This window comes from Flaviramulus multivorans (assembly GCF_021728415.1).
Lineage (GTDB): Bacteria > Bacteroidota > Bacteroidia > Flavobacteriales > Flavobacteriaceae > Sabulilitoribacter > Sabulilitoribacter multivorans.
In genome coordinates this window covers 924,721-946,668 of the sequence record NZ_JAKKDV010000001.1, presented here as the reverse complement: position 1 = coordinate 946,668, position 21,948 = coordinate 924,721, and the positions used below count along the sequence as shown (strand labels likewise).

At 31.5% G+C, this 21,948-nt stretch carries 15 protein-coding genes; 4 read left to right on the top strand and 11 right to left on the bottom strand.

The features are described from left to right. Window positions 1-2 precede the first annotated feature (2 nt). Together L3X39_RS04175 and mutY are read right to left on the bottom strand one after the other, a co-directional pair. On the bottom strand, window positions 3-440 hold the full coding sequence (locus L3X39_RS04175) for a single-stranded DNA-binding protein (protein ID WP_237230490.1): 438 nt from the start codon (window positions 438-440) through the stop codon (window positions 3-5). A 109-nt stretch (window positions 441-549) separates the two neighbouring features. Next, entirely contained in the window at window positions 550-1,590 is a 1,041-nt protein-coding gene (mutY, locus tag L3X39_RS04170) for an A/G-specific adenine glycosylase (RefSeq protein ID WP_237230489.1), read from the bottom strand. Between the two features lie 139 nt (window positions 1,591-1,729). On the opposite strand from mutY, the gene L3X39_RS04165 reads away from it, so the two are divergent. After that, entirely contained in the window at window positions 1,730-2,020 is a 291-nt protein-coding gene (locus L3X39_RS04165; protein ID WP_237230488.1) for an HU family DNA-binding protein, read from the top strand. Between the two features lie 322 nt (window positions 2,021-2,342). Continuing rightward, on the top strand, window positions 2,343-3,890 hold the full coding sequence (locus tag L3X39_RS04160; RefSeq protein WP_237230487.1) for an Rne/Rng family ribonuclease: 1,548 nt from the start codon (window positions 2,343-2,345) through the stop codon (window positions 3,888-3,890). Window positions 3,891-3,977: 87 nt separating this feature from the next. Here L3X39_RS04160 and L3X39_RS04155 read toward each other — a convergent pair whose 3' ends face one another. The 6 genes from L3X39_RS04155 to L3X39_RS04130 all read right to left on the bottom strand — a co-directional run bounded on the left by L3X39_RS04155 (window position 3,978) and on the right by L3X39_RS04130 (window position 11,218). Then, window positions 3,978-6,008: a DUF3858 domain-containing protein gene (locus L3X39_RS04155; RefSeq protein ID WP_237230486.1), complete on the bottom strand. Its 2,031-nt coding sequence runs from the start codon at window positions 6,006-6,008 to the stop codon at window positions 3,978-3,980. Beyond that, window positions 5,977-7,806, bottom strand: coding sequence for a transglutaminase-like domain-containing protein (locus L3X39_RS04150; RefSeq protein WP_237230485.1), 1,830 nt, complete (start codon window positions 7,804-7,806; stop codon window positions 5,977-5,979). Before L3X39_RS04150 ends, L3X39_RS04155 begins: the two co-directional genes overlap by 32 nt. A 94-nt stretch (window positions 7,807-7,900) precedes the next feature. After that, complete coding sequence (locus L3X39_RS04145) at window positions 7,901-8,932, bottom strand: NADP(H)-dependent aldo-keto reductase (RefSeq protein WP_237230484.1); 1,032 nt, start codon at window positions 8,930-8,932, stop codon at window positions 7,901-7,903. 147 nt (window positions 8,933-9,079) lie between these two features. After that, on the bottom strand, window positions 9,080-10,039 hold the full coding sequence (locus L3X39_RS04140; protein ID WP_237230483.1) for an OmpA family protein: 960 nt from the start codon (window positions 10,037-10,039) through the stop codon (window positions 9,080-9,082). 32 nt (window positions 10,040-10,071) lie between these two features. Further along, on the bottom strand, window positions 10,072-10,836 hold the full coding sequence (locus L3X39_RS04135; RefSeq protein ID WP_237230482.1) for an exodeoxyribonuclease III: 765 nt from the start codon (window positions 10,834-10,836) through the stop codon (window positions 10,072-10,074). Window positions 10,837-10,840: 4 nt separating this feature from the next. Further along, window positions 10,841-11,218 (bottom strand): hypothetical protein, encoded by a 378-nt coding sequence (locus L3X39_RS04130; protein WP_237230481.1) that lies wholly within the window; start codon window positions 11,216-11,218, stop codon window positions 10,841-10,843. A 117-nt stretch (window positions 11,219-11,335) separates the two neighbouring features. Between L3X39_RS04130 and L3X39_RS04125 the strand changes: the two genes are divergently transcribed. After that, window positions 11,336-14,758, top strand: coding sequence for a DUF8818 domain-containing protein (locus L3X39_RS04125; protein WP_237230480.1), 3,423 nt, complete (start codon window positions 11,336-11,338; stop codon window positions 14,756-14,758). Here the strand turns inward: L3X39_RS04125 and L3X39_RS04120 are convergent. Continuing rightward, on the bottom strand, window positions 14,755-15,672 hold the full coding sequence (locus L3X39_RS04120; protein WP_237230479.1) for a M28 family peptidase: 918 nt from the start codon (window positions 15,670-15,672) through the stop codon (window positions 14,755-14,757). The two genes, L3X39_RS04125 and L3X39_RS04120, sit on opposite strands and share 4 nt — an antisense overlap. A 180-nt stretch (window positions 15,673-15,852) precedes the next feature. Between L3X39_RS04120 and L3X39_RS04115 the strand changes: the two genes are divergently transcribed. Continuing rightward, window positions 15,853-19,116, top strand: coding sequence for a VCBS repeat-containing protein (locus L3X39_RS04115; protein ID WP_237230478.1), 3,264 nt, complete (start codon window positions 15,853-15,855; stop codon window positions 19,114-19,116). A 63-nt stretch (window positions 19,117-19,179) separates the two neighbouring features. Here the strand turns inward: L3X39_RS04115 and L3X39_RS04110 are convergent, their stop codons facing one another. Then, a complete protein-coding gene (locus L3X39_RS04110; protein WP_237230477.1) occupies window positions 19,180-19,920 on the bottom strand; it encodes a succinate dehydrogenase/fumarate reductase iron-sulfur subunit in 741 nt (246 codons plus the stop codon). Between the two features lie 12 nt (window positions 19,921-19,932). Continuing rightward, the gene (locus L3X39_RS04105) at window positions 19,933-21,945 is read right to left on the bottom strand and encodes a fumarate reductase/succinate dehydrogenase flavoprotein subunit (RefSeq protein ID WP_237230476.1); all 2,013 of its coding nucleotides are present in this window, start codon (window positions 21,943-21,945) and stop codon (window positions 19,933-19,935) included. Window positions 21,946-21,948 lie beyond the last annotated feature (3 nt).

Sequence of the window (21,948 nt, the reverse complement as noted above, 5' to 3'; positions counted from 1 at the left end):
TATTAAAACGGAAGATCATCATTGTCTTCTGATAAAGGTTCACTTTCTAATTGCTGATTCGAAATTGGGTTTTTCTCAACGGTATTATTACTTTCACTTTCTTTTTTTGTTGTAAGAAAGGTAAAATCGTTACACTGTATTTCTGTAGAATATCGATCATTCCCTTTTTCGTCTTGCCATTTTCTCGTTTTCAGTCGTCCTTCAATATAAACCTTATCTCCTTTACTCAAATACTTTTCACAAATTTCAGCGGCTTTATTTCGTACCACTATATTATGCCATTCCGTATTTGTAATACGCTCGTTGGTTTGCTTACTGGTGTAAGTTTCATTTGTTGCCAAAGGAAATCTACCAATGCATCCACCACCTTCAAAATAATGCATTTTGACCTCATCACCCAAATGCCCAATAAGCATTACTTTATTTAATGTTCCTGACATAATTTATAGTTTTTTAAGGCTACAAAATTACTGAATTACTAACCAATGTGTCGCCTTAAGTTTCTGTTTTTTTAAAATTAATAAAAAAATATGATTTGTTCTTAATCAATTAAAAGTTAAATGCTTCAATAAAGTTTCCTATTAAAACTGGAACTGCGTATTCGTTTATTTTTTGCGTTGAAATTCCTTTTTTAGGTAACTTCTTCGTATTAACAATCCAAAAATTTGTGAACAAATGTTGATGCGATAATTTGTGAACAATAGGCTCCTTATTATATAAAGACAGCTCAAAAGATTCTTCCTTTAGTAAATCATGACTTTTCAAGTGTTGCCTAAAACTTTTAGCTTCTATTATGCTATTGGTTTCAATTAGCGGAAATTGATATAAATTTTGCCAAATACCTTTGGTTTTTCGTTTTTCTAAAATAGTTTTACCGTCTTCAGAAATAAATACTAAAAAATTGAAATATTTTTTTTTGGCTTGAGCCGATTTAATTTTAACTGGCAAATCTTTTATCCTATTCTCATTATGGGCTACACAGCTAGTATTAAAAGGGCAAACTGAACAGTCGGGGCTTTGAGGTTTACATTGTCTTGCACCAAACTCCATAATGGCTTGATTAAATTCGGCAGGATTGTCTTTATCAAGTAGCTCTTGGGCTAAATCCTTAAATACTTTATTCCCTTTTGAAGAATTTATAGGTGTTTCAATACCAAAATAGCGCGATAATACCCTATAAACATTGCCATCTACTACTGCAGTAGCTTCGTTAAAACAAATAGAAGCCATAGCACTTGCTGTATAATCACCGATGCCTTTAAGTTTTAATAAGTCTTTGTAATTATCAGGAAATTCTCCATTAAGTTCATTAGCTACATATTTTGCAGTAGCGTGTAAATTTCTTGCGCGGGAGTAATAACCTAACCCTTGCCATAATTTTAAGACATCACTTTCATCTGCACTAGCTAGCTGAAATACATTAAGGTATTTTTGCGTAAATGCATTATAGTATGGCAGCCCTTGTTTTACTTGAGTTTGTTGTAAAATAATTTCTGAAAGCCAAATATGGTAAGGATCTTTAGTTTCTCGCCAAGGCAAACTTCTCTTATTGTTTGAATACCAATATGTTAGTGTTTTTGAAAATATCATCAATTAATTAAATATCGCAAACAAAAATAAACGTTTATAAACTTAAATTTTAATGAATTAGGTTTGAAATATTGAATTTTAAATTCCTATATTTGCATCCCTTTAAGAATTTATAGTAACTAAAAACATAATATTAAAAATGACTAAAGCTGATATAGTAGCAAAAATTTCTGAAAAATTAGGAATTGAAAAAGGAGATGTTCAAGCAACTGTTGAAACATTTATGGAAGAAGTAAAAACTTCATTAGAAAGTGGTGATAATGTTTACCTAAGAGGTTTTGGGAGCTTTATAATTAAAACTAGAGCTGAAAAAACAGGTAGAAATATCTCAAAAAATACAACAATAAAAATTCCAGCACATAACATTCCTGCGTTTAAACCTGCTAAAGTTTTTGTAGAAGGTGTTAAAACTAATGTAGATGTTAAGTAAAACATTAAAAATAAATTATTAATTAAAAAAAAGACACTATTTATGCCAAGTGGTAAAAAACGTAAAAGACATAAGGTAGCGACGCATAAACGTAAAAAACGTAGACGCGCTAACCGTCATAAAAAGAAAAAATAAATCAAGGAAGTAGTTAGATTAGCTACTTTTTTTGATTTTACAAAAAACAAGTTCTTTGAAATGAGTTCATTAATTTTTTAGCACCTTAAAGTGTATTTTGAACTCCACGGATAATAAAAATCCTGTGACAAAAAATAATGTATAATCCATCTGTCACTATTAAACGTGATGGATTAAAATTAACAAAATGGATAAAGAATTGATAATTCGATCTAGTTCCGATGCTGTTGATTTTGCCTTATTAAAAGATGGAAAACTTATTGAATTACAGAAAGATGAAGGTGGTAATAACTTTTCAGTTGGTGATGTGTTTATAGCCAAGATACGAAAAGCTGTTCCTGGACTAAATGCTGCATTTGTTAATGTAGGTTATGAAAAAGATGCATTTTTGCATTATCATGATTTAGGACCCAAGCTCCCTTCACTTTTAAAATTCACAAAACGTGTAAGCACAGGTAAACTAAAAGATTTTTCTTTAAAAAACTTCCCATTTGAAAAAGATATTGAGAAAGACGGCAAAATTGCCGATGTCTTAAAATCTAATCAATCGCTATTAGTACAAATAGTAAAAGAACCTATATCAACCAAAGGCCCTAGAATAAGCTCTGAGCTTTCTATTGCAGGTAGGTATATTGTTTTAGTTCCTTTTTCTAGTCGTATTTCTATTTCTCAAAAAATAGAAGACAAAGAAGAAAAAGATCGACTTAAACGCTTGGTAAAGAGTATCACTCCACCAGGTTTTGGTATTATTGTTCGTACAGTAGCACAAGGCAAAAAAGTAGCTGAGCTAGATAAAGATTTACAAAATTTGCTTAGTCGTTGGACGGCAATGTGTAAAAAGCTACACAAAGCACATCATCCTAGTAAAGTATTAGGTGAAATGAATAAAGCCTCTTCTATTTTAAGAGATATATTCAATGACACCTTTACAGGAATCACTGTTGATGATGAAGAGCTTTACATTCAAATTAAAGATTATGTGCAAGAAATTGCGCCAAACAAAGAATCAATCGTAAAATTGTATCAGTCTAATGTCCCAATTTTTGAAAAATTCGGGATTGAAAGACAAATAAAAACCTCTTTTGGAAAAACCGTTTCTATGGCAAAAGGTGCTTATTTGGTTATTGAACATACTGAAGCACTTCATGTTATAGATGTAAACAGTGGAAACAGATCAAACAAAGCTAACAACCAAGAGGATACAGCATTAGAAGTTAATTTAATTGCAGCTACGGAAATGGCTCGCCAATTGCGTTTGCGCGATATGGGTGGCATTATAGTAGTAGATTTTATTGATATGACCAATGCGGAAAACAGGCAAAAATTGTTTAATCACCTTCGTGATGAAATGAAAGATGATAGAGCCAAACATAAAATATTGCCTCCAAGTAAATTTGGATTGATACAAATTACAAGACAGCGTGTTCGTCCAGAAATGAACATTAAAACTCGTGAGGAAAACCCTGATGAGATTATTAATGGTTCAGAGGTTGAAGCACCTATAGGGATTGTGGAAAAAATAAACCACGATCTTGAAATACTATTAAAAAAAGACTATAAAAAGTTGACTTTAAACACACATCCTTTTATAGCAGCCTTTTTAACAAAAGGCTTTCCATCTGTTCGTTCAAAATGGTTTTTTGAACACAAAAAATGGGTTAAAGTTTTACCAAGAGATGCTTACACATACCTTGAATATCATTTTTTTGATAAAAATGGTAAACAAATTAAATAATTAAAAAAGCCTTACTATTTGTTTAGTAAGGCTTTTTTGTTTTAGATATTATAATTTTACTGAAGTTTACAACAGAGAATCAACTAACTATTTATTAATAAGCTTTATTATTAATCTTTTATTCTTGATTTCTTTAACTATTTTATTTAATGTTTTTAATTGTTCATATTCTTCTTTGGGTATCATTTCTTTTATAATTTTATAATTAGATTGAATAACTAGTTGGGTATTATTACCTTCTGTTTTTACTTCAAAAAGATACTCTCCAGAGTCATTCTTAAAACTTGTTTGATTATTCTCAATATCCAACACTTCAATTTCACACGGAAAATTTAGTATAATCATGAAATAATCTGCATATGCATAATCAAGATAATAATTTAAATCAACCGAATCAAGATCAGTTTCTACTTGCTTATGTTCTATTAAATTTTCTAAAGAAATACTTAAAATATCATTGTTTAAATATGTTACCCCATCTTTGAGCGTTACCTCAGCAACAACTGAAAAATTAAAAGGTGAGGTTTCTTTCAATTTGACAGTGGTTACGGTATCTATTTGTATAGCAGAATCATTACCTTCAAATTCGGTCAAAGCATCGTAAAAATCACTTGCTTCCTTGTTTTGATTAAGATAGCTAAAAAAACTTCTTAAGTCAGTAGACAAACCCCCTGCAACAGAAAATCTGTATTTAAAAAAAATATTCTTTTCACTTAAATTAATATCGCTGTAATAAATATGTCTCAAATAATTATTATTAACATTCATTTTAGGTAATTTTATAATATCTGCTGTTACAGAATCTACCTCTGCTAATTTAAAGTCATACGTTATAAATTTGTCATTCTTTTTTAATTTATCAGTCAAATATGGTTTAGCGATAATAGCATTGGTATTATAAATAGAAGTAGGGATTTCATTTATTTGATATTTGTGATATTCATCGTTGGGATAAAGAAGATTTAATATACCTTTATCATTATTATAAGCGTAAAAGATGTGATCATATTCTCCTTTCCTGATATAGTGAGGATCAATGGGTCCATTACGTTTACTTCGAGCAAATACTGCCGAATACTCAATTTCCAGATCTTCTAATAACTGTCTATACAATCTTCGAATGCTTGAAGGGTTAAAACGTTTTTCTTTGAGAAAATATCCACTGGATTTTATTAACTCATCTAATCTGAGAGGTTCCATTTGAAAATTATCCTGAATGTCTTTATGTAATAGTCTTAACTGGTAAAACTTAGTGCTGTCTTTAGCTTCACCTATAACTCTTTTTTTCCATCTTCTATAGTAAGAAGATTTCTCATAATCAAGTGAAATAGGTTGCGTTACTACATTAAATTCTTCATTATATATATCTTTCCATGTTACGAGCTCACTTTTATTATCTTCTATAGAGTAATATAAATATGGTAGTTCACACGGGGTACAAGTATTTTGGTTTTCTGAAACCCCTTTAACCTTATCCATTTTAAATACACAGTATATCAAAGTATCATTGGATATTACTTGTGGATCGGGAAAGTTATTGTAAGTTTTATATCTTACTTTAAGCTCAGAATTAGTTCTCACAGTATACTCAGAATTTAAACTTGGTAAATTAGAGTATAAATTAACAAAGTCCTTTAATTCATATTTCTTTATATATTCTGAGTAAGCATATGAGGTTTCAATAGTATCTCTTGGTTCGACACCTGGTATAGGATAGCTAATCGGTCCAAATTTATTACTTTTTGATTCTCGTTTAAAAACAAGGCTTGAGTCAAGTTCTATAATACTCCCATCAGATTTAATAGTTTTAACCTTAATCCCTTTTAAATTATTGCTAATAGATTCAGTTAAATTTAAAAATGCAAATTTATCAACGCCCGCAGCATTATTCACAACTAATTTTGCACTGATTGAAGTATGCCTTTTATAACCAGACCAAAATTTAGAATAAGTAACATCAGTATAATAATATACTAAATAAGCATCAGATTTTTTACAATTCTCAAGAAATTTATTATCTGGAATACTATCGTTAGCAAGTAAACTATTACTCAATAACAAAACGACCAACAAAGCAAAATACTTATTAGCTTTTCTTCTGAAAAATGATAGGTTCATTTATTATTTCTTTAAATGAAGTTAAAATTTTATTTGTAATATCTACATTTTCTTTATCAATTATAATATAATCGAAATCAAATTCATAATTACACTCGATTATGGATTCAGTAGGGCTTGATATTTTTAATAGTAGTGAAACACCTTCATTGGAATAGGTATGTTCGATTGAATTGAACATTTGAAAAGGTTCATCCAATTTAATTTTTACATTTACTTTTTTACTGAAAGGGCTACCTAAATGAGTTCCTTCTAATAAAGATTCGCGATCTACCGTTTCAATGATTCTAGGTAAAAAATCTATAAATAAAAGTCTATTATTACCGTCCCTGAATAGTTTTCCATTAATGGAAATTATTCCTTCTGCTTCAATTTTTTTCTTATCATTCTGTATTTTAAAACTAGAAATTGATTCGTTTCCAAACACAAATTCATAATGTTTCTTTCCAATATTATTAATTCTATCCTTACTTAAATATAAGAACTCACGCTTCAAAAAATTTCCTGAAATTCCTTCATAAGATATTCTAAAGTCACCATTCATTAACATTTGATTAGAATCAACTTCTAAATCTATATTATAGCTTATTAAATTTTGATGCGAAGAAAAACTAGGTACGTTATAATATTCTCCTTCTTTTGAGTTAATAATTAAAATTGAGCGTTTTTGAATACTTTGAACTGGAGTTTCTGGAAGATGTATTGGGTCTGTAGGGTCTAATATAATTGGCTTACCATCTATATAAGCCAAACATACAACATGATTAGCAGAACTTAGCGACGGAAAATCACAGTCGCTAATATGATTATAAGTAGCAGCTAATGCAACCTCACTTCTTATACCTTTATAATTTAAAGCTTCTGAAAGAAAATTTGATAAATCTTTGCAATCACCCTCCTTATTTGTAAATACTTCGTTAACATGGGTTGGTACAAATGCTCCCATCCCAATTTCAATAGCTACATACTTAAAATTGTTTTTTACATAACTGTAAAGTGTATCAATTATTTTCAGAGGGTCTAAAACCCCCTTTGTTAATTCATCGATTTTTTGACTTGAAACAAAGTTCAGCCCTCTTCTTGTTTTTAATTTATTAAAATACCAATCATTCATGTATTTTCTTTCGTTATTTTCATAATTGGCTGGTATAATTAGAACTCTCATTAAAGGCTCCTTAATATTTTTATATATCCCAAAGAGCATTAAAAGATCTTCTTCTACTTTTTTTGGTGTCGCTTCAATATTCCATTTTGTTAAACCATCCAACTTAATTGAATCAATTGCTAAATAATCTAAAGAATCTTCATAAATTGTATCATATGCAAAGCGAAAAGTGTTAGGAATTGTTATTTGATATTTTAATGTATCTATTTCATCGTTTGAAAAAAAATGTAGGTTTGAAAAATACATTAATTCACGACATTTAATCGTATATGTAATTTTAGCTTCCGTTTCAGAGGGAATTCTGATTGTTTTAATTTTTTTGCTCGTTATATAATCAAGTTTAACATCTTCTTCGCCTATAAGATTATTCCTCAAAAGCTTAAAATGTTTCCCCTTTCTTATATATAATTGAATATCTGATAGTTCCTCCAGTTCAGTATCATAAAAAATCGGATATATAATTAGCTTATCACTCTTTTTTAACAATACACTTACATGCTTCACAAAAGACGTGTCTTTATTTATTAAAACATCTTCTGATATAGTTTTTATTGCTAAATTTTGTGCAAATCCATTTACATAGAAAACAATATAAAAAATAGATAAAATAAGTTTTTTTAAAGACCAAATCATGCGTACATTATGGATAACTTAATATTTATTACTAATATAGAAATATACTTGGATATTTTTTAAGACGTAAAACGAAGTTATTTGAAAAAATAAATCAAGGTGCTGGATTAGGAATTGAATTATGTATCTCATTAATTTGTGAGAGTACGTCTTTACTTAACTCTATATTAATACTATCAATATTTTCTTTAAGCTGCTCTAAATTAGTTGCCCCAATAATATTACCTGTTATAAAAGGTTGTTGATTTATAAAGGCTAAACTCATTTGTGCCAAACTCAATCCATTACCTTCAGCAATTTTTAAATAGCGCGTTGCAGCCTTGGTGGCTTCTTCACTACTGTATCTGGTGTAATTCCGAAACAGATTTAAACGGGCATTTTGGGTGGCATTTCCTTTAATGTATTTACCAGAAAGCACTCCAAATGCCATAGGTGAATATGCTAATAAGCCAACATGTTCTCTGAGAGCAACTTCAGCTAAATCAACTTCAAAGCTTCTGTTTAATAATGAATACGAATTTTGAATGGTAATTATTCGAGGTAAATTGTGGTGTTTATGCTCTTCTAAATAGCGCATCGTTCCCCAAGAGTTTTCATTGGAAACTCCTATATGCCGAATTCTACCTGCTTTGATTTCAGCATTAAGACTGTGCAGTACTTCATTGAAATTATCTTCCCATCTTGTATCCAATTTATAATCTCGAATACCAAATCTATTGGTATCGCGCTCAGGCCAATGCAGTTGATATAAGTCAATATAATCCGTTTGTAATCGTTTTAATTCGGCGGTTATAGCTTCATCAATAGATTGTTTACTAAATCCTGTGGTGCGAATATGGGCTGTATAATCTCCCGTTCCCGCAATTTTTGAAGCAATAACTACTTTATCTCTATGACCCGTTTTTTTTAACCATGTGCCAATAATTTTGCTTGTCCTTCCTTGGGTCTCAGCGTTCGCTGGAACTGGATATAACTCTGCTGTATCAATAAAATTAACACCTTGATTGAAAGCATAATCTAACTGCGCATGACCTTCATCCTCGGTATTTTGATTTCCCCAAGTCATGGAGCCTAAACATATTTTACTAACTTTTATATTGGTGTTGGGTAAGTTTGTGTATTTCATTTATAGATTATTCGACTATTTATTAGATTCATTAGATTTTTTGGACGACGTGTAAATATAAAAAACCTTTCAGTTTTTTAAGGACTGAAAGGTTTTATAATATTTATCATTCGATAGTTGATTCCTATATAAGCTAGAATAACATCATTAATTCTCGTTTAACAACCTTGAAAGCTCATCAAGTTTAGGAGTTAAAATAACTTCAATACGCCTGTTTTTTGCTCTTCCTTCTGGTGTACTATTTGAAGCTACAGGAGCATATTCGCCACGACCAGCAGCAGTTAAATTTTCAGGGTTTATAGATGGATTTTCTCTTAAAATATTAACGATTGCTGTAGCTCGTTTGGTTGATAAATCCCAGTTGCCACTTAATTGCGAGTTCCCTTGATACGGTACATTATCGGTATGTCCTTCGATTAAAACTGCAATATCTGGATTGTCTCCAAGTACGTTTCCTAATTGCTTAACGGCTCTTGTACCCTCACTACCAACAGCCCAACTTCCTGAACTAAATAATAATTTATTTTCCATGGATACATAAACCTTTCCATCACGTTGTTCTACGGTTAAACCTTTTCCTTCAAAATCGGTTAACGCTCTAGAAATGGCGTTTTTAAGTGCAGTCATTGCAGCATCTTTTGTTGCAATTACATTTTCTAATTCTGCAACACGATTTGAGCGGTCTTCTAACTCCTTTTTAAGTTTTTCAAGTCTCGCATTTTCTGCAGCTAAGGCTTGTTCTTTAGCTTCCAATTGTGCCAAAAGTTCTCTGTTTTTTTGAGAATTTGCAGCTATGGCTGCTGAACTATTTTTTTCCAATGCATCATAGGATGCTTTTAAATTATCATAATTTGCTTTTGTGGCGTTATAATCGGCTTGCAATTTATCGCGCTGTGCTATAGCTTCATCATAAGCCGATTGAAGTTGCTTTAACTCATTTTTGGCTGCTGTTTTAGCGCTTAAAAGTGCTTCGTTATCATCAGAAAGCTTTCTGTTTTCCTTTTTTAATTCGGCATATTTTGCTTCTAAATCTTTGTATACTTTTGGTGATACACAAGAGGCTAAAACCACTAGAGCTAATACTAAGAATGTGCTTTTTTTTATCATTTTGTTTGGGTTAAGTTGTGATTGTATTTTTTTTATTTCTCTATTTCGAGCAAAATCGGACAATGGTCGCTATGTTCTGCCTCAGAGAGTATAACGGCTCTTTTAATATTTTCTTGTAATGGTTGTGAAACCATAGCATAATCTAATCGCCAACCTTTATTATTGGCTCGTGCATTTGCTCTATAACTCCACCAAGAATACTGTTGTTTATCTGGGTTTATATGTCTGAAAGAATCTATAAAACCACTATCTATAAAGCTTCCAATCCATTCTCGTTCAACGGGCAAAAATCCTGAAACTTTACTCAGTCCCTTTGGGTTATGGATATCTATTTCTTCATGACAAATATTATAATCGCCGCAAATTATAAGGTTAGGAATGTTCTTTTTTAATTCATTTATATATTCTTGAAACATATCCATGTATTCTAATTTATGACTTAAGCGGTCATCATTGGTGCCAGAAGGCAAATATAAACTCATAACAGAAAATCCATCGAAATCTGCTCGAAGGTTACGTCCTTCAAAATCCATTGAGGCAATTCCTGTACCATACTCAACATGTTTCGGTTCAGTTTTACTTAAAATAGCAACACCACTATATCCTTTTTTTTGAGCACTAAACCAATAATTATACTTGTATCCTGCTTCCTCAAAAAGCTCCAGATCTAACTGCTCTTTCATTGCTTTTATTTCTTGCAAACAAATAACATCTGGATTTGCCGCTTTTAACCAATCTATAAATCCTTTATTCACTGCGGCTCTTATACCGTTTACGTTGTATGATATGATTTTCATAATCCTATTGAATCTTTTTTACTTTTTGAATTCCAACATAACCTATGTTTTCAATTTCAACTTGAAAGGTATATCCATCTCTTTCAGTAGAAATTATTTTCACAAAAATTAACTTATCTTTTAAAACGTTTAATACTTCTTCGCTACCACTAGTAATTTGTAAACTATATTCACAATCACCGCTCCATTTAATCAAGTACTTAGACTCTTCTCCAGTTTCTAGATTTCTTTCAATTTGTATCGAATCATTCCTTTCAATTATTGATTCATGATTCAATTTTTTATCTACAATCTTGAATTTGCCATTTTTGAATGAGCTACAATCGGTTTGGGAATCACAACTTAAAAAACATATAAAAGTAATGAAATACAAAATTCTCATTAAAATCTATTTTTAGCTAAAATAAATAATACGTTACTTTTACACTATTAAATACAGCAGGAGTTTTAACGAAGCTATCAACAAAATATTTTAAACGATTTATAGTTTAAGTATCTAATGAAGATTTTTATATCTATTCTTATATTCTTAATTGGTTTTTGTGGATTTTCACAAAATCAGACTTCAAACTATCAAACCAAAAAAGTTGCTGTAAAAGACTCTATTCAAATTGATAGTGTAAGTATCAATTCCAACGTATTCTCCATCAAAACAAGGGATAATAAAATGATTGATTCGTCATTTTATTCTGTTGATTTTGCTAAAGCTATTTTGGTGTTTAAAAAACCCATTGAAACCGATTCGGTTATTATAAATTACCTAAAGTTCCCAGAGTTTTTAACCAAAACTTATAAACAATTAGACGACAAAATAATTATTGAAAATAATAGTAATAGTCAAACTTTATATAAGTTGTCTCAACCCAACACATCAAACACATTTATTCCTTTTGATGGTTTAACAACATCAGGAAGTATTTCAAGAGGGGTTACTATTGGCAATAATCAAAACTCGGTTTTAAATAGCGAATTAGACCTTCAAATTACCGGGAAATTAAATGATAAAGTGTCACTAAGAGCGTCCATTCAAGATGCTAACATTCCTTTACAAGAAAGTGGTTATAGTCAACGTTTAGATGAGTTTGACCAAGTTTTTATTGAGTTATTTAGCGACCGCTGGAATATTAGAGCTGGCGATATAGATTTAATTAACACCCGTTCTTATTTCGCTAATTTCTCTAAACGTGTACAAGGGTTAAACTTTAATGTAAAATTAGGAGAAGACGATAAGCAAACCAATCTATTTGCAGCCGGCGCTATAGTTAGAGGGCAATTTACCACCAGTCAATTTATTGCTCAAGAAGGTAATCAAGGGCCATATAAACTACAAGGGCAAAACGGCGAATTATTTGTCCTCATCGTATCGGGCAGTGAAACCGTTTATGTTAATGGTGTTGCCGTAAAACGTGGTGAAGATCAAGATTATATTATTGATTATAATGCTGGTGAAATTATCTTTAACTCCACATTCCCCATAACATCAGAGATGCGAATTACCGTTGATTATCAATTTAGCGATAGAAATTACTCGCGTTTTGTAGCCTATGGCGGTGGGAGCTTTGAAAGCGAAAAATTAAACATTGGGGTATCCGTGTATTCCGAAAATGACGCTAAAAATCAACCTTTACAACAAAACTTGTCTGAAGAGCAGGTTCAAATTTTAGCAAATGCTGGCGATGATAGGTCGCAAATGGTGGCTCCTTCTGAAGTAAGAGAAGATTTAAATGAAAACAGAATTTTATATAGAAAAGAACTTATAGGGGGTGTTGAAGTCTTTGTGTTTTCAAACGACCCCAATGATGAATTGTACAGAGTTACTTTTACATTAGTTGGCAACAATCAAGGTGATTATGCCTTAAGTAGTATTAACGCCATTAATAATATTTATGAATATGTTGGGATAAATCAAGGTAATTATGCACCCATTGTACAATTAATTGCACCAACCAAATTGCAAATTGCTGTTATAAACGGTCGTTATAAACCTTCAGAAAAAACCAATATAAACTTTGAAGCTTCAGCAAGTAAAAATGACTTAAACTTATTTTCAAACATTGACGATGGCAATAATGATGGGTTTGCAGGGAAAATTACTTTTGAGCAAGCACTTATAAAAAATGATAGTTTATGGAATCTTGATGCTTTTATTGATAGTGATTATATAAGCTCTGATTATCGAAATATTGAAGGCCTTTACAACCCTGAGTTTAATCGAGATTGGAATTTAGACCAATCCAATATAAATGGTATAGGATTAAATTTAGGAAATCAAATACTTATGAATTCTGGTTTTAGATTGGTACACTCTAAAAAAGGTTTTGCTAATTATCAATTTGAACACTTGAATTTTTCCGACGGTTTTAACGGTAATAGGCATGTTATAAATGCTAATTTACTTTTAAATAAGTTTAGTATTAGTTCATATTCAAGCTTTTTAAATGCAGATTCGAACACTAATACTTCAACATTTTTAAGGTCATACAACCGTGTTACCTATAGTATGAAAAAGAGCTGGGTAGGCACAAAACTTGCCGTTGAAGATAATGAACAAAGAGCGGTTTCTACGGATACACTCACACCATTAAGCCAGAAATTTAAATCTTACGAGTTGTTTTTTGGGGTTGGCGACAGCACTCAAGTTTTTGCAGAAATAGGTTATAAGCATCGTATTAATGACAGTATTAGAAATAACGAATTACAAAAAGTAAATACTTCAAATACGTTTTATCTAGATTCTAGAATCATTCAAAATAAAAACACCAATCTGTCTTTATATGCAAACTATAGAGCTTTAAAAAGTGTGGAAGCTGGTATGAGTGATGAACGTTCTGTAAACTCTCGTTTGCAGTATAATCAAAAATTATTTAATCAATTGATACAGTGGAATACTATTTTTGAAACAAATTCTGGTACTATACCTCAACAAGATTTTACTTATGTTGAAGTGGAACCAGGACAAGGCACTTACACTTGGATTGATTATAATGGCAACGGTATTCAAGAACTTGAGGAGTTTGAAATCGCACAGTTTCAAGATCAAGGCAAATATATTCGGGTACTTTTACCAAATAGAATTTTTATTAAAACGCATCAAAATAGGTTAAGTCAAACCCTAACTATAAATCCATCTCAATGGTCGGTTTCTGAAAGCAAAAGCAAGAAATTTTGGTCGCATTTTTATAACCAAACTAGTTATTTAATCGATAGAAAAATGAAACGAGATGGGAATAGTTTTAATTTAAATCCTTTTGAAAATAATGAAGATGATCAACTAGGTTTACAATTAAACTTTAGAAATGTTTTCTTTTTTAATCGAGGCAAACAACATTACACAACATCTTACACCTTCTTAAATAACACTACAAGAAATATTTTGTCTATTGGTTTTATTGAAAATAGTTTGAGAAGCCATCAAATACAATTTAATCATAAAATAGCTGAAAGTTGGTTAATTAATATGATTTCAGCTTTTGATAACAATGAAAGTGTAAGTGAAAATTTTGCTAGCAAAAATTATAATTTTGACGAAGCTAGGTTTAACCCTAAATTGTCTTACTTATTTAATGACAACTCTAGTTTTGACATTTTCTATCAATTTGCAAATAAAGAAAATACTATAGGAAACCTAGAATCTTTAAAACAACATAAATACGGCATATCATTTACGTTAGCTAATAGCCAAAAAAGTGCCATAAACGGGGAATTTAATTATTTCTCAAACGTCTATAATGGTAGCGCTAATACACCTGTAGCTTATCAAATATTAGAAGGTTTACAACCAGGAAAAAACTTTACATGGAGCTTGTTAGCGCAAAAAAAATTAACTGATTTTTTAGACCTTAACCTAAGCTATTTTGGAAGAAAAACAGAAACAAGCAAAACTATTCATTCAGGCTCTATTCAGTTAAAAGCTTATTTCTAATATTTAGCGCAATCTACTTTTTTAAAAACCGAAATAATAGTTTTTACAGCTTCAATATAAAAATCTGGTTGAATATTTTCGTAATCATCTGTAGGTTCATGATAGTCTTTATGGTCATCAACTCCAAAATATAAAAACGGAATGCCTTTTTTATGAAAATTAGCGTGGTCTGAAGAATATGTCCAATTATCTAGTCCATCATATCCATCATGCCCTTTTATAAGTTTTATATTTTCTGATTCATCAATACTAGAAACAATATTTTTTAACTGTTCATTAAATGCGGTTCCAACAACAAACAATTCTTTTTCACTGCTTCTGCTAATCATGTCCATATTTATATTAAGCACAATTGCTTTGTCTGAAACAATCGTGTTTTTTACAAAATATTTAGAGCCTTGTAAACCTAATTCTTCTGCATCAAAAGCCGCTAAAATAATAGAATGTTTAGGTGGGTTACTTCTAAAGTATTCAGCAAAACTGAATAAAGCACTTAACCCCGAAGCGTTATCATCCGCACCATTATATATTTCACCAAATTTGATGCCTTCATGGTCATAATGAGCACTTATTACGATATACTTATGAGGGAGTTCTTTACCTTCAATAAGCCCTAGAATATTTGTCCCGTTATAGGTTTTTCCTCTTCTAGAAAAAACAAACGATTGATGGTACTTCTTACCTAAAGGTTTAACTTTTAGTGAGTAAAATTGGTTAATTATATATTTTTCAGCTTTTAAAGCTCCTTTTGTTCCTGTACGTCTTCCTTCAAAAGCGTCAGATGACAAAGATTTTACATGCTTTAATAAATTAGCTTCATTAAATAAAGTACAGGTAGTTAAATCTCCTTGAGCAAAGTTTTGTGCATTAAAAAAAAGAGAGCATATAGCAATATAAAAAAGCCGTTTTGTCATTAATAAAAAAGTTATTGTTTCATTCTTTCCTATATATACGGAAAAAAACAGAAATAAAGATACGAATTCATTTTATAAACAAAGTCAAAAGGGGTTCAATCTTCAGTAATGCCTTTTAATACGTCAAAACTTTCTTAGTTTTATTTATCTTTGAATTTACTAACTATTGCCTTTTTAAAAATGCAAAAAATCCCAAAAGGGTTATCCCTCCTTGTGTTGTTTCTTTTTTTTCTTAGTTGTGATAAAAAAAATAAAAGTTCAGACACTCAGTATCTTTTAAACGAATTATCACATAATAAAACTGGAATTGATTTTAAAAATACTGTAAAAGAAGATGCAAACCATAGCATTATTAATTATATATACTTTTATAATGGTGGTGGCGTAAGTGCCGGAGATATAAATAATGATGGGTTGCCAGACTTATATTTTGTATCAAATCAAGGCGAAAACAAACTATACCTCAACAAAGGAAATTTAACCTTCGAAGACATTACAAAAAACGCCAACGTTTCTGGTAACTCTGATTGGAATACTGGAAGTACGATGGTAGATATTAATGGTGATGGATTTTTAGACATCTATGTTTGTGCTGTTTCTGAACTACTAGATTTTAAAGGGCATAATGAGCTTTTTATTAATAATGGCGATGGCACTTTTATCGAAAGATCAAAAGAATATGGCTTAGATATTAAAGGCTATTCAACACAGGCGTACTTTTTTGATTATGATAAGGATAACGACTTAGATGTTTACATTGTAAACCACGCAGTACATACAGTAACTTCCCATGGTGAAGCTAGTTTAAGAAACAAAAGGGTTCCTTTGGTTGGCGACATGCTATTAAATAACAACAACGGTAAATTTGAAGACGTAAGTGAAAAAGCAAACATATATGGTGGCATTAATGGGTATGGTTTAAGTGCTTCTATTGCTGATTTCAATAACGATGGTTGGGACGATATTTACGTTTGCAACGATTTTCATGAAGATGATTACTACTACATTAACAATCAAGATGGTACTTTTAAAGAAGCTTTAGGGCAATCGTTTTCAACCATTTCAAGATTTTCTATGGGTAGTGACGCAGCAGATATTAATGGTGATGGATTTCAGGATTTAATTGCTTTAGACATGCTTCCAAGTGATGAAAAAGTGCTAAAAGAAACTGAAGGCGATGATGCCATGTATTTAATGCAAGAAAACCTCAGAAACAAAGGATACAAGGATCAATATTCTAGAAATGTGCTTCAAATAAACGAAAAAGGCAGCTATTTCTATGAAACCGCATTGTTTAACAACGTTGAAGATACTGATTGGAGTTGGTCGCCTTTACTGGCAGATTTTAATAACGATGGCAACCAAGATTTATTTATAAGTAACGGAATAAATAGAAGACCAAATGATTTAGATTTTAAAAAATACGTGTCGAATAGTTTTAAAAATAAAAGCCAAAAAGAAGGTCTGGATCATCTGTATAAATCCATTAATGAAATGCCTAGTGGTAAGGTTTCAAATGTCATTTTTCAAGGGAACTCGAGTAAATTTATGAATAAAACCGGTGAATGGATTGAAAATAAAGCGTCGCTTTCAAATGGTGCCACTTATGCTGATTTAGATTTAGATGGTGATTTAGATATTGTTACAAATAATTATAACGATTATGCAACAGTATATGAAAACAAAACCAACAAAGAAAAAAATAGTCTCAGCATCGTTTTAAACTATAAAGAAAATAACAAAAACGGTTTAGGAACTAAAGTTATTCTTTATAATAAAGGGGTTAAACAACTCAAACAATTGTTTACTTCAAGGGGGTTTTCATCTTCTACGGAAACAAAAATTCATTTTGGTTTAGACACGATTAGTACGATAGATTCATTAACAATTATATGGCCAGATAATAGTTATCAAAAACTATTCAATCCTGAAATAAATAATACCTTAACCATTGATTATAACGACACTCAAAATTATTTTGATTACTCCTCTGGTCAAAGCAAAAATCCAATCTTCACTCTAAATGATCTTATTCCCTTTAAGCATGAAGAAGATGATTATTATGATTTTAACAATGAAAAAATTATACCATACCAGGTTTCAAAACTAGGTCCAGCTATAGCCATTGGAGATATTGATGGCAATGGTTTTGATGATGTTTTTTTGGGTAACAGTTCTGGAAAAAAAGCTGAAATATTTTTAAATAACGGAACTTCCTTTACAAAATCACCTCAAAAGCAATTGGAAGAAGATGCTTTTTTTGAAGATAATGATGCTAGTTTTTTTGATGCTGATAACGACGGTGATTTAGATTTATATGTTGCCACCGGCATCAACTCACAGCGGAATAAAAATTTTGAGAAGGACAGAATTTACATTAATAATAATGGGAAATTTGAAATATCACAAAACAAAACATTGTATAATCCTTTAAATACATCTTGTGTTGCTCCTTATGATTATGACAACGATGGAGATGTTGACTTGTTTATAGGTAATTTATCAAATCCCGATAACTTCGGAAAAATGGTAAATTCCGCCATATTAGTAAATGACGGTAAAGGTAATTTTAAAGCAGATTTAAACTTTAAGCTAAAATCTTTTGTTACTTCAGCCCACTGGATAGATATTAATAATGATAACCAAAAAGACTTATTAGTAGCGACAGAATGGGATACTCCTAAAATTTTTGTTAATACCAATGGTACATTGTCTTTGTTAGAAATGCCTAAAAACCTAAATGGTCTGTGGCAAACCATTAATGCGTTTGATGTGGATTTAGATGGTGATAATGATATTTTATTAGGGAATTGGGGATTAAACACTAAATTTAATCCGACTACTGAAAACCCTCTAGTCATGTACTACGGTGACTTTGATGATGATGGACAAAAAGAAACCCTTATTGCTTACACTATAAATGGTAAGGAATATCCTGTAAGTTCAAAAGATGATTTAGCAAATCAATTAAATATTATTAGAAAAAGATTTGTTGAACATAAAAATTACGCCTTAAAAACGGTTGAAGAAATTTTAACTCCCGAAGCTGTAAAAAGAGCTGTAAAATATAATGTACAAACTCTAGCATCTGGTTATTTAGAAAATAACAACGGTACTTTTTCAGAGTTTAAAGAGTTCCCTCAAAAGTTTCAGTACGGTCCTATAAAAAGCTTTGATGCAATCGCTTTTGAGAATCAAAATGCGCTCATAGTTTCTGGTAACTCTTTAAGTATGAGCGCCTATCATGGAGGTTATACATCCTTAAAAGGTATTCTTTTAAAATCTTTAGAAGATTATAATTGGGTTTCAAATTATGGTATAGGACCTTTTAATGTTCAAACAAAAGGTGTGAAGTCCATTAAAATGAAAGATAAATCTGTTTTACTTGTTGTTTCAAACAACGACAGTTTAAGGACATACTCCTATAAAAATTATCAAAAATAAAGACAATAAAAAAGTCTGATAAACATATCAGACTTTAAATTATTTATTGAAAAACTTAAATCTTTAAATAGAAGCTTTCATTAATTCACGATTCATTCTAGCAATGTTGTCTAATGAAATTCCTTTAGGGCATTCAATTTCACAAGCACCTGTATTAGTACAGTTTCCAAATCCTTCTAAATCCATTTGGGCTACCATGTTACGTACGCGGTCAGCAGCCTCAACTTGTCCTTGCGGCAACAAAGCATATTGCGATACTTTTGCTCCAACAAACAACATAGCAGATGAGTTTTTACATGTTGCAACACAAGCTCCACAACCTATACAAGTAGCAGCATCCATAGCTTCATCAGCTGCGTGTTTAGAAATAGGAATTGCATTTGCATCTTGAGTGTTTCCTGAAGTGTTTACCGAAATATATCCTCCAGCATGTTGAATTCTATCAAAAGCACTTCTATCTACAACTAAGTCTTTTAATACCGGGAATGCTGTTGCTCTAAATGGCTCAATAGTAATAGTGTCTCCGTCTTTAAACATGCGCATGTGTAATTGACAAGTGGTAACACCTCTATCGGGACCATGAGCTTCTCCATTGATATACATAGAACACATACCGCAAATACCTTCGCGACAATCATGATCGAACGCTACAGGGTCTTCTCCAGAGCTTACTAATTGCTCATTCAAAACATCCATCATTTCTAAAAAAGACATGTGCTCTGAAATATCAGTAACTTTATAATCCACCATTTGACCCTTTGTATTTGAGTCCTTTTGTCTCCAAATTTTTAGTGTTAAATTCATAGTGTCTTTTTATTATTTGTACGAACGTTGTTTTAGTTCAATATCCTTAAATTCTAATTGTTCTTTATGTAATACGGCATCAGCAGGCTCTCCTTTATATTCCCAAGCGGCAACAAAAGCAAAGTTTTTATCATCTCGTTTTGCCTCTCCTTTTTGTGGTCCGGATTCTTCAGCAGATTCTTCTCTAAAATGTCCTCCACAAGATTCTTCTCGCATTAAAGCATCTTTAGCAAATAACTCCCCTAATTCTAAAAAGTCTGCAACACGACCTGCTTTTTCTAATTCTGGATTAATTTCATTTGCATTTCCTGGAACTGTAACTTCTTTCCAGAACTCTTCTCGAATAGCTTTAATTTCAGCCATAGCTTCTTTTAATCCTTTTGCATTACGAGACATACCACATTTATCCCACATAATTTTACCTAACTTCTTGTGGAAATAATCAACCGAATGCTTTCCTTTATTATTAACAAAGAAATCTATTTTGTCCTTAACAGCTTTTTCTGCTTCTTCAAATTCTGAAGTATCTGTTGGTATTTTTCCAGTACGAATGTCGTCTGATAAATAATCCCCAATAGTGTATGGTAAAACAAAGTAACCATCAGCTAAACCTTGCATTAATGCTGAAGCTCCTAATCTATTTGCACCATGGTCAGAGAAGTTTGCTTCACCTATACAGTAACAACCTGGAATTGTTGTCATTAAATTATAATCAACCCAAACACCACCCATAGTATAATGTACTGCAGGATAAATCATCATTGGTGTTTTATACGGATCTTGATCTACAATTTTCTCATACATCTGGAATAAGTTTCCGTATTTAGCTTCAACAATATTCTTACCTAAATCGTAAACTTTTTCTTTTGAAGGATTATCTATATTATGAATTTTAGCTTGCTCTTTTCCGTAACGTTCAATAGCGGAAGCAAAATCTAGATATACCGCTTCTCCTGTTGCATTTACTCCATACCCAGCATCGCAACGCTCTTTTGCAGCACGTGAAGCCACATCTCTAGGCACTAAGTTTCCAAACGCAGGATAACGACGCTCTAAATAGTAATCTCTTTCATCTTCAGACAAATCGGTAGGTTTTTTACGTCCTTCACGAATTGCTTTTACGTCCTCAATATTTTTTGGAACCCAAATACGTCCGTCGTTACGTAACGACTCAGACATTAAGGTTAATTTTGATTGATAATCTCCTGAACGTGGAATACACGTTGGATGAATTTGTGTGTAGCACGGGTTTGCAAAATAGGCACCTTTTTTATGAATTTTCCACGCAGCGGTAACATTACTTCCCATAGCATTTGTAGATAGGAAATATACATTTCCATAACCTCCTGAAGCCACCACTACAGCATGAGCTGAATGTCTTTCAATTTCACCAGTAACTAAGTTTCTTGCAATAATACCTCTAGCTTTACCATCAATTTTTACAACATCAAGCATTTCGTGGCGATTATACATTTGTATTTTTCCACGGGCTATTTGACGGTTCATTGCTGAATATGCCCCTAATAATAACTGTTGACCTGTCTGACCTTTGGCATAAAATGTTCTAGAAACTAATACCCCACCGAATGAGCGGTTATCTAACAATCCTCCATAATCACGTGCAAAAGGTACGCCTTGCGCCACACATTGGTCTATTATATTAGCAGATACCTCAGCTAAACGATACACGTTTGCTTCACGTGAGCGATAATCTCCACCTTTTACGGTATCATAGAATAATCTGTATGTTGAATCACCATCACCTTGATAATTTTTAGCTGCATTTATACCTCCCTGTGCCGCTATAGAATGCGCACGACGAGGTGAATCTTGATAACAAAAAGCTTTAACATTATAACCTAATTCTGCTAAAGTTGCAGCGGCTGAACCTCCTGCTAAACCTGTTCCCACAACAATTACATCAATATGTCTTTTATTAGCTGGGTTAACTAGGTTAATGTGATTTTTATAATCTGTCCATTTATCTTGAATTGGACCTTTTGGTACTTTTGAATCTAAAGCCATACT

Bases quoted from the DNA above. Each gene is read 5' to 3' on its own strand.
- L3X39_RS04115 (WP_237230478.1), top strand. From the start codon at position 15,853: ATGCAAAAAATCCCAAAAGGGTTATCCCTCCTTGTGTTGTTTCTTTTT.
- L3X39_RS04125 (WP_237230480.1), top strand. From the start codon at position 11,336: ATGAAGATTTTTATATCTATTCTTATATTCTTAATTGGTTTTTGTGGA.
- L3X39_RS04165 (WP_237230488.1), top strand. From the start codon at position 1,730: ATGACTAAAGCTGATATAGTAGCAAAAATTTCTGAAAAATTAGGAATT.
- L3X39_RS04130 (WP_237230481.1), bottom strand. From the start codon at position 11,218: ATGAGAATTTTGTATTTCATTACTTTTATATGTTTTTTAAGTTGTGAT.
- L3X39_RS04175 (WP_237230490.1), bottom strand. From the start codon at position 440: ATGTCAGGAACATTAAATAAAGTAATGCTTATTGGGCATTTGGGTGAT.
- L3X39_RS04120 (WP_237230479.1), bottom strand. From the start codon at position 15,672: ATGACAAAACGGCTTTTTTATATTGCTATATGCTCTCTTTTTTTTAAT.
- L3X39_RS04105 (WP_237230476.1), bottom strand. From the start codon at position 21,945: ATGGCTTTAGATTCAAAAGTACCAAAAGGTCCAATTCAAGATAAATGG.
- L3X39_RS04135 (WP_237230482.1), bottom strand. From the start codon at position 10,836: ATGAAAATCATATCATACAACGTAAACGGTATAAGAGCCGCAGTGAAT.
- L3X39_RS04110 (WP_237230477.1), bottom strand. From the start codon at position 19,920: ATGAATTTAACACTAAAAATTTGGAGACAAAAGGACTCAAATACAAAG.
- L3X39_RS04160 (WP_237230487.1), top strand. From the start codon at position 2,343: ATGGATAAAGAATTGATAATTCGATCTAGTTCCGATGCTGTTGATTTT.
- mutY (WP_237230489.1), bottom strand. From the start codon at position 1,590: ATGATATTTTCAAAAACACTAACATATTGGTATTCAAACAATAAGAGA.
- L3X39_RS04150 (WP_237230485.1), bottom strand. From the start codon at position 7,806: ATGATTTGGTCTTTAAAAAAACTTATTTTATCTATTTTTTATATTGTT.
- L3X39_RS04155 (WP_237230486.1), bottom strand. From the start codon at position 6,008: ATGAACCTATCATTTTTCAGAAGAAAAGCTAATAAGTATTTTGCTTTG.
- L3X39_RS04140 (WP_237230483.1), bottom strand. From the start codon at position 10,039: ATGATAAAAAAAAGCACATTCTTAGTATTAGCTCTAGTGGTTTTAGCC.
- L3X39_RS04145 (WP_237230484.1), bottom strand. From the start codon at position 8,932: ATGAAATACACAAACTTACCCAACACCAATATAAAAGTTAGTAAAATA.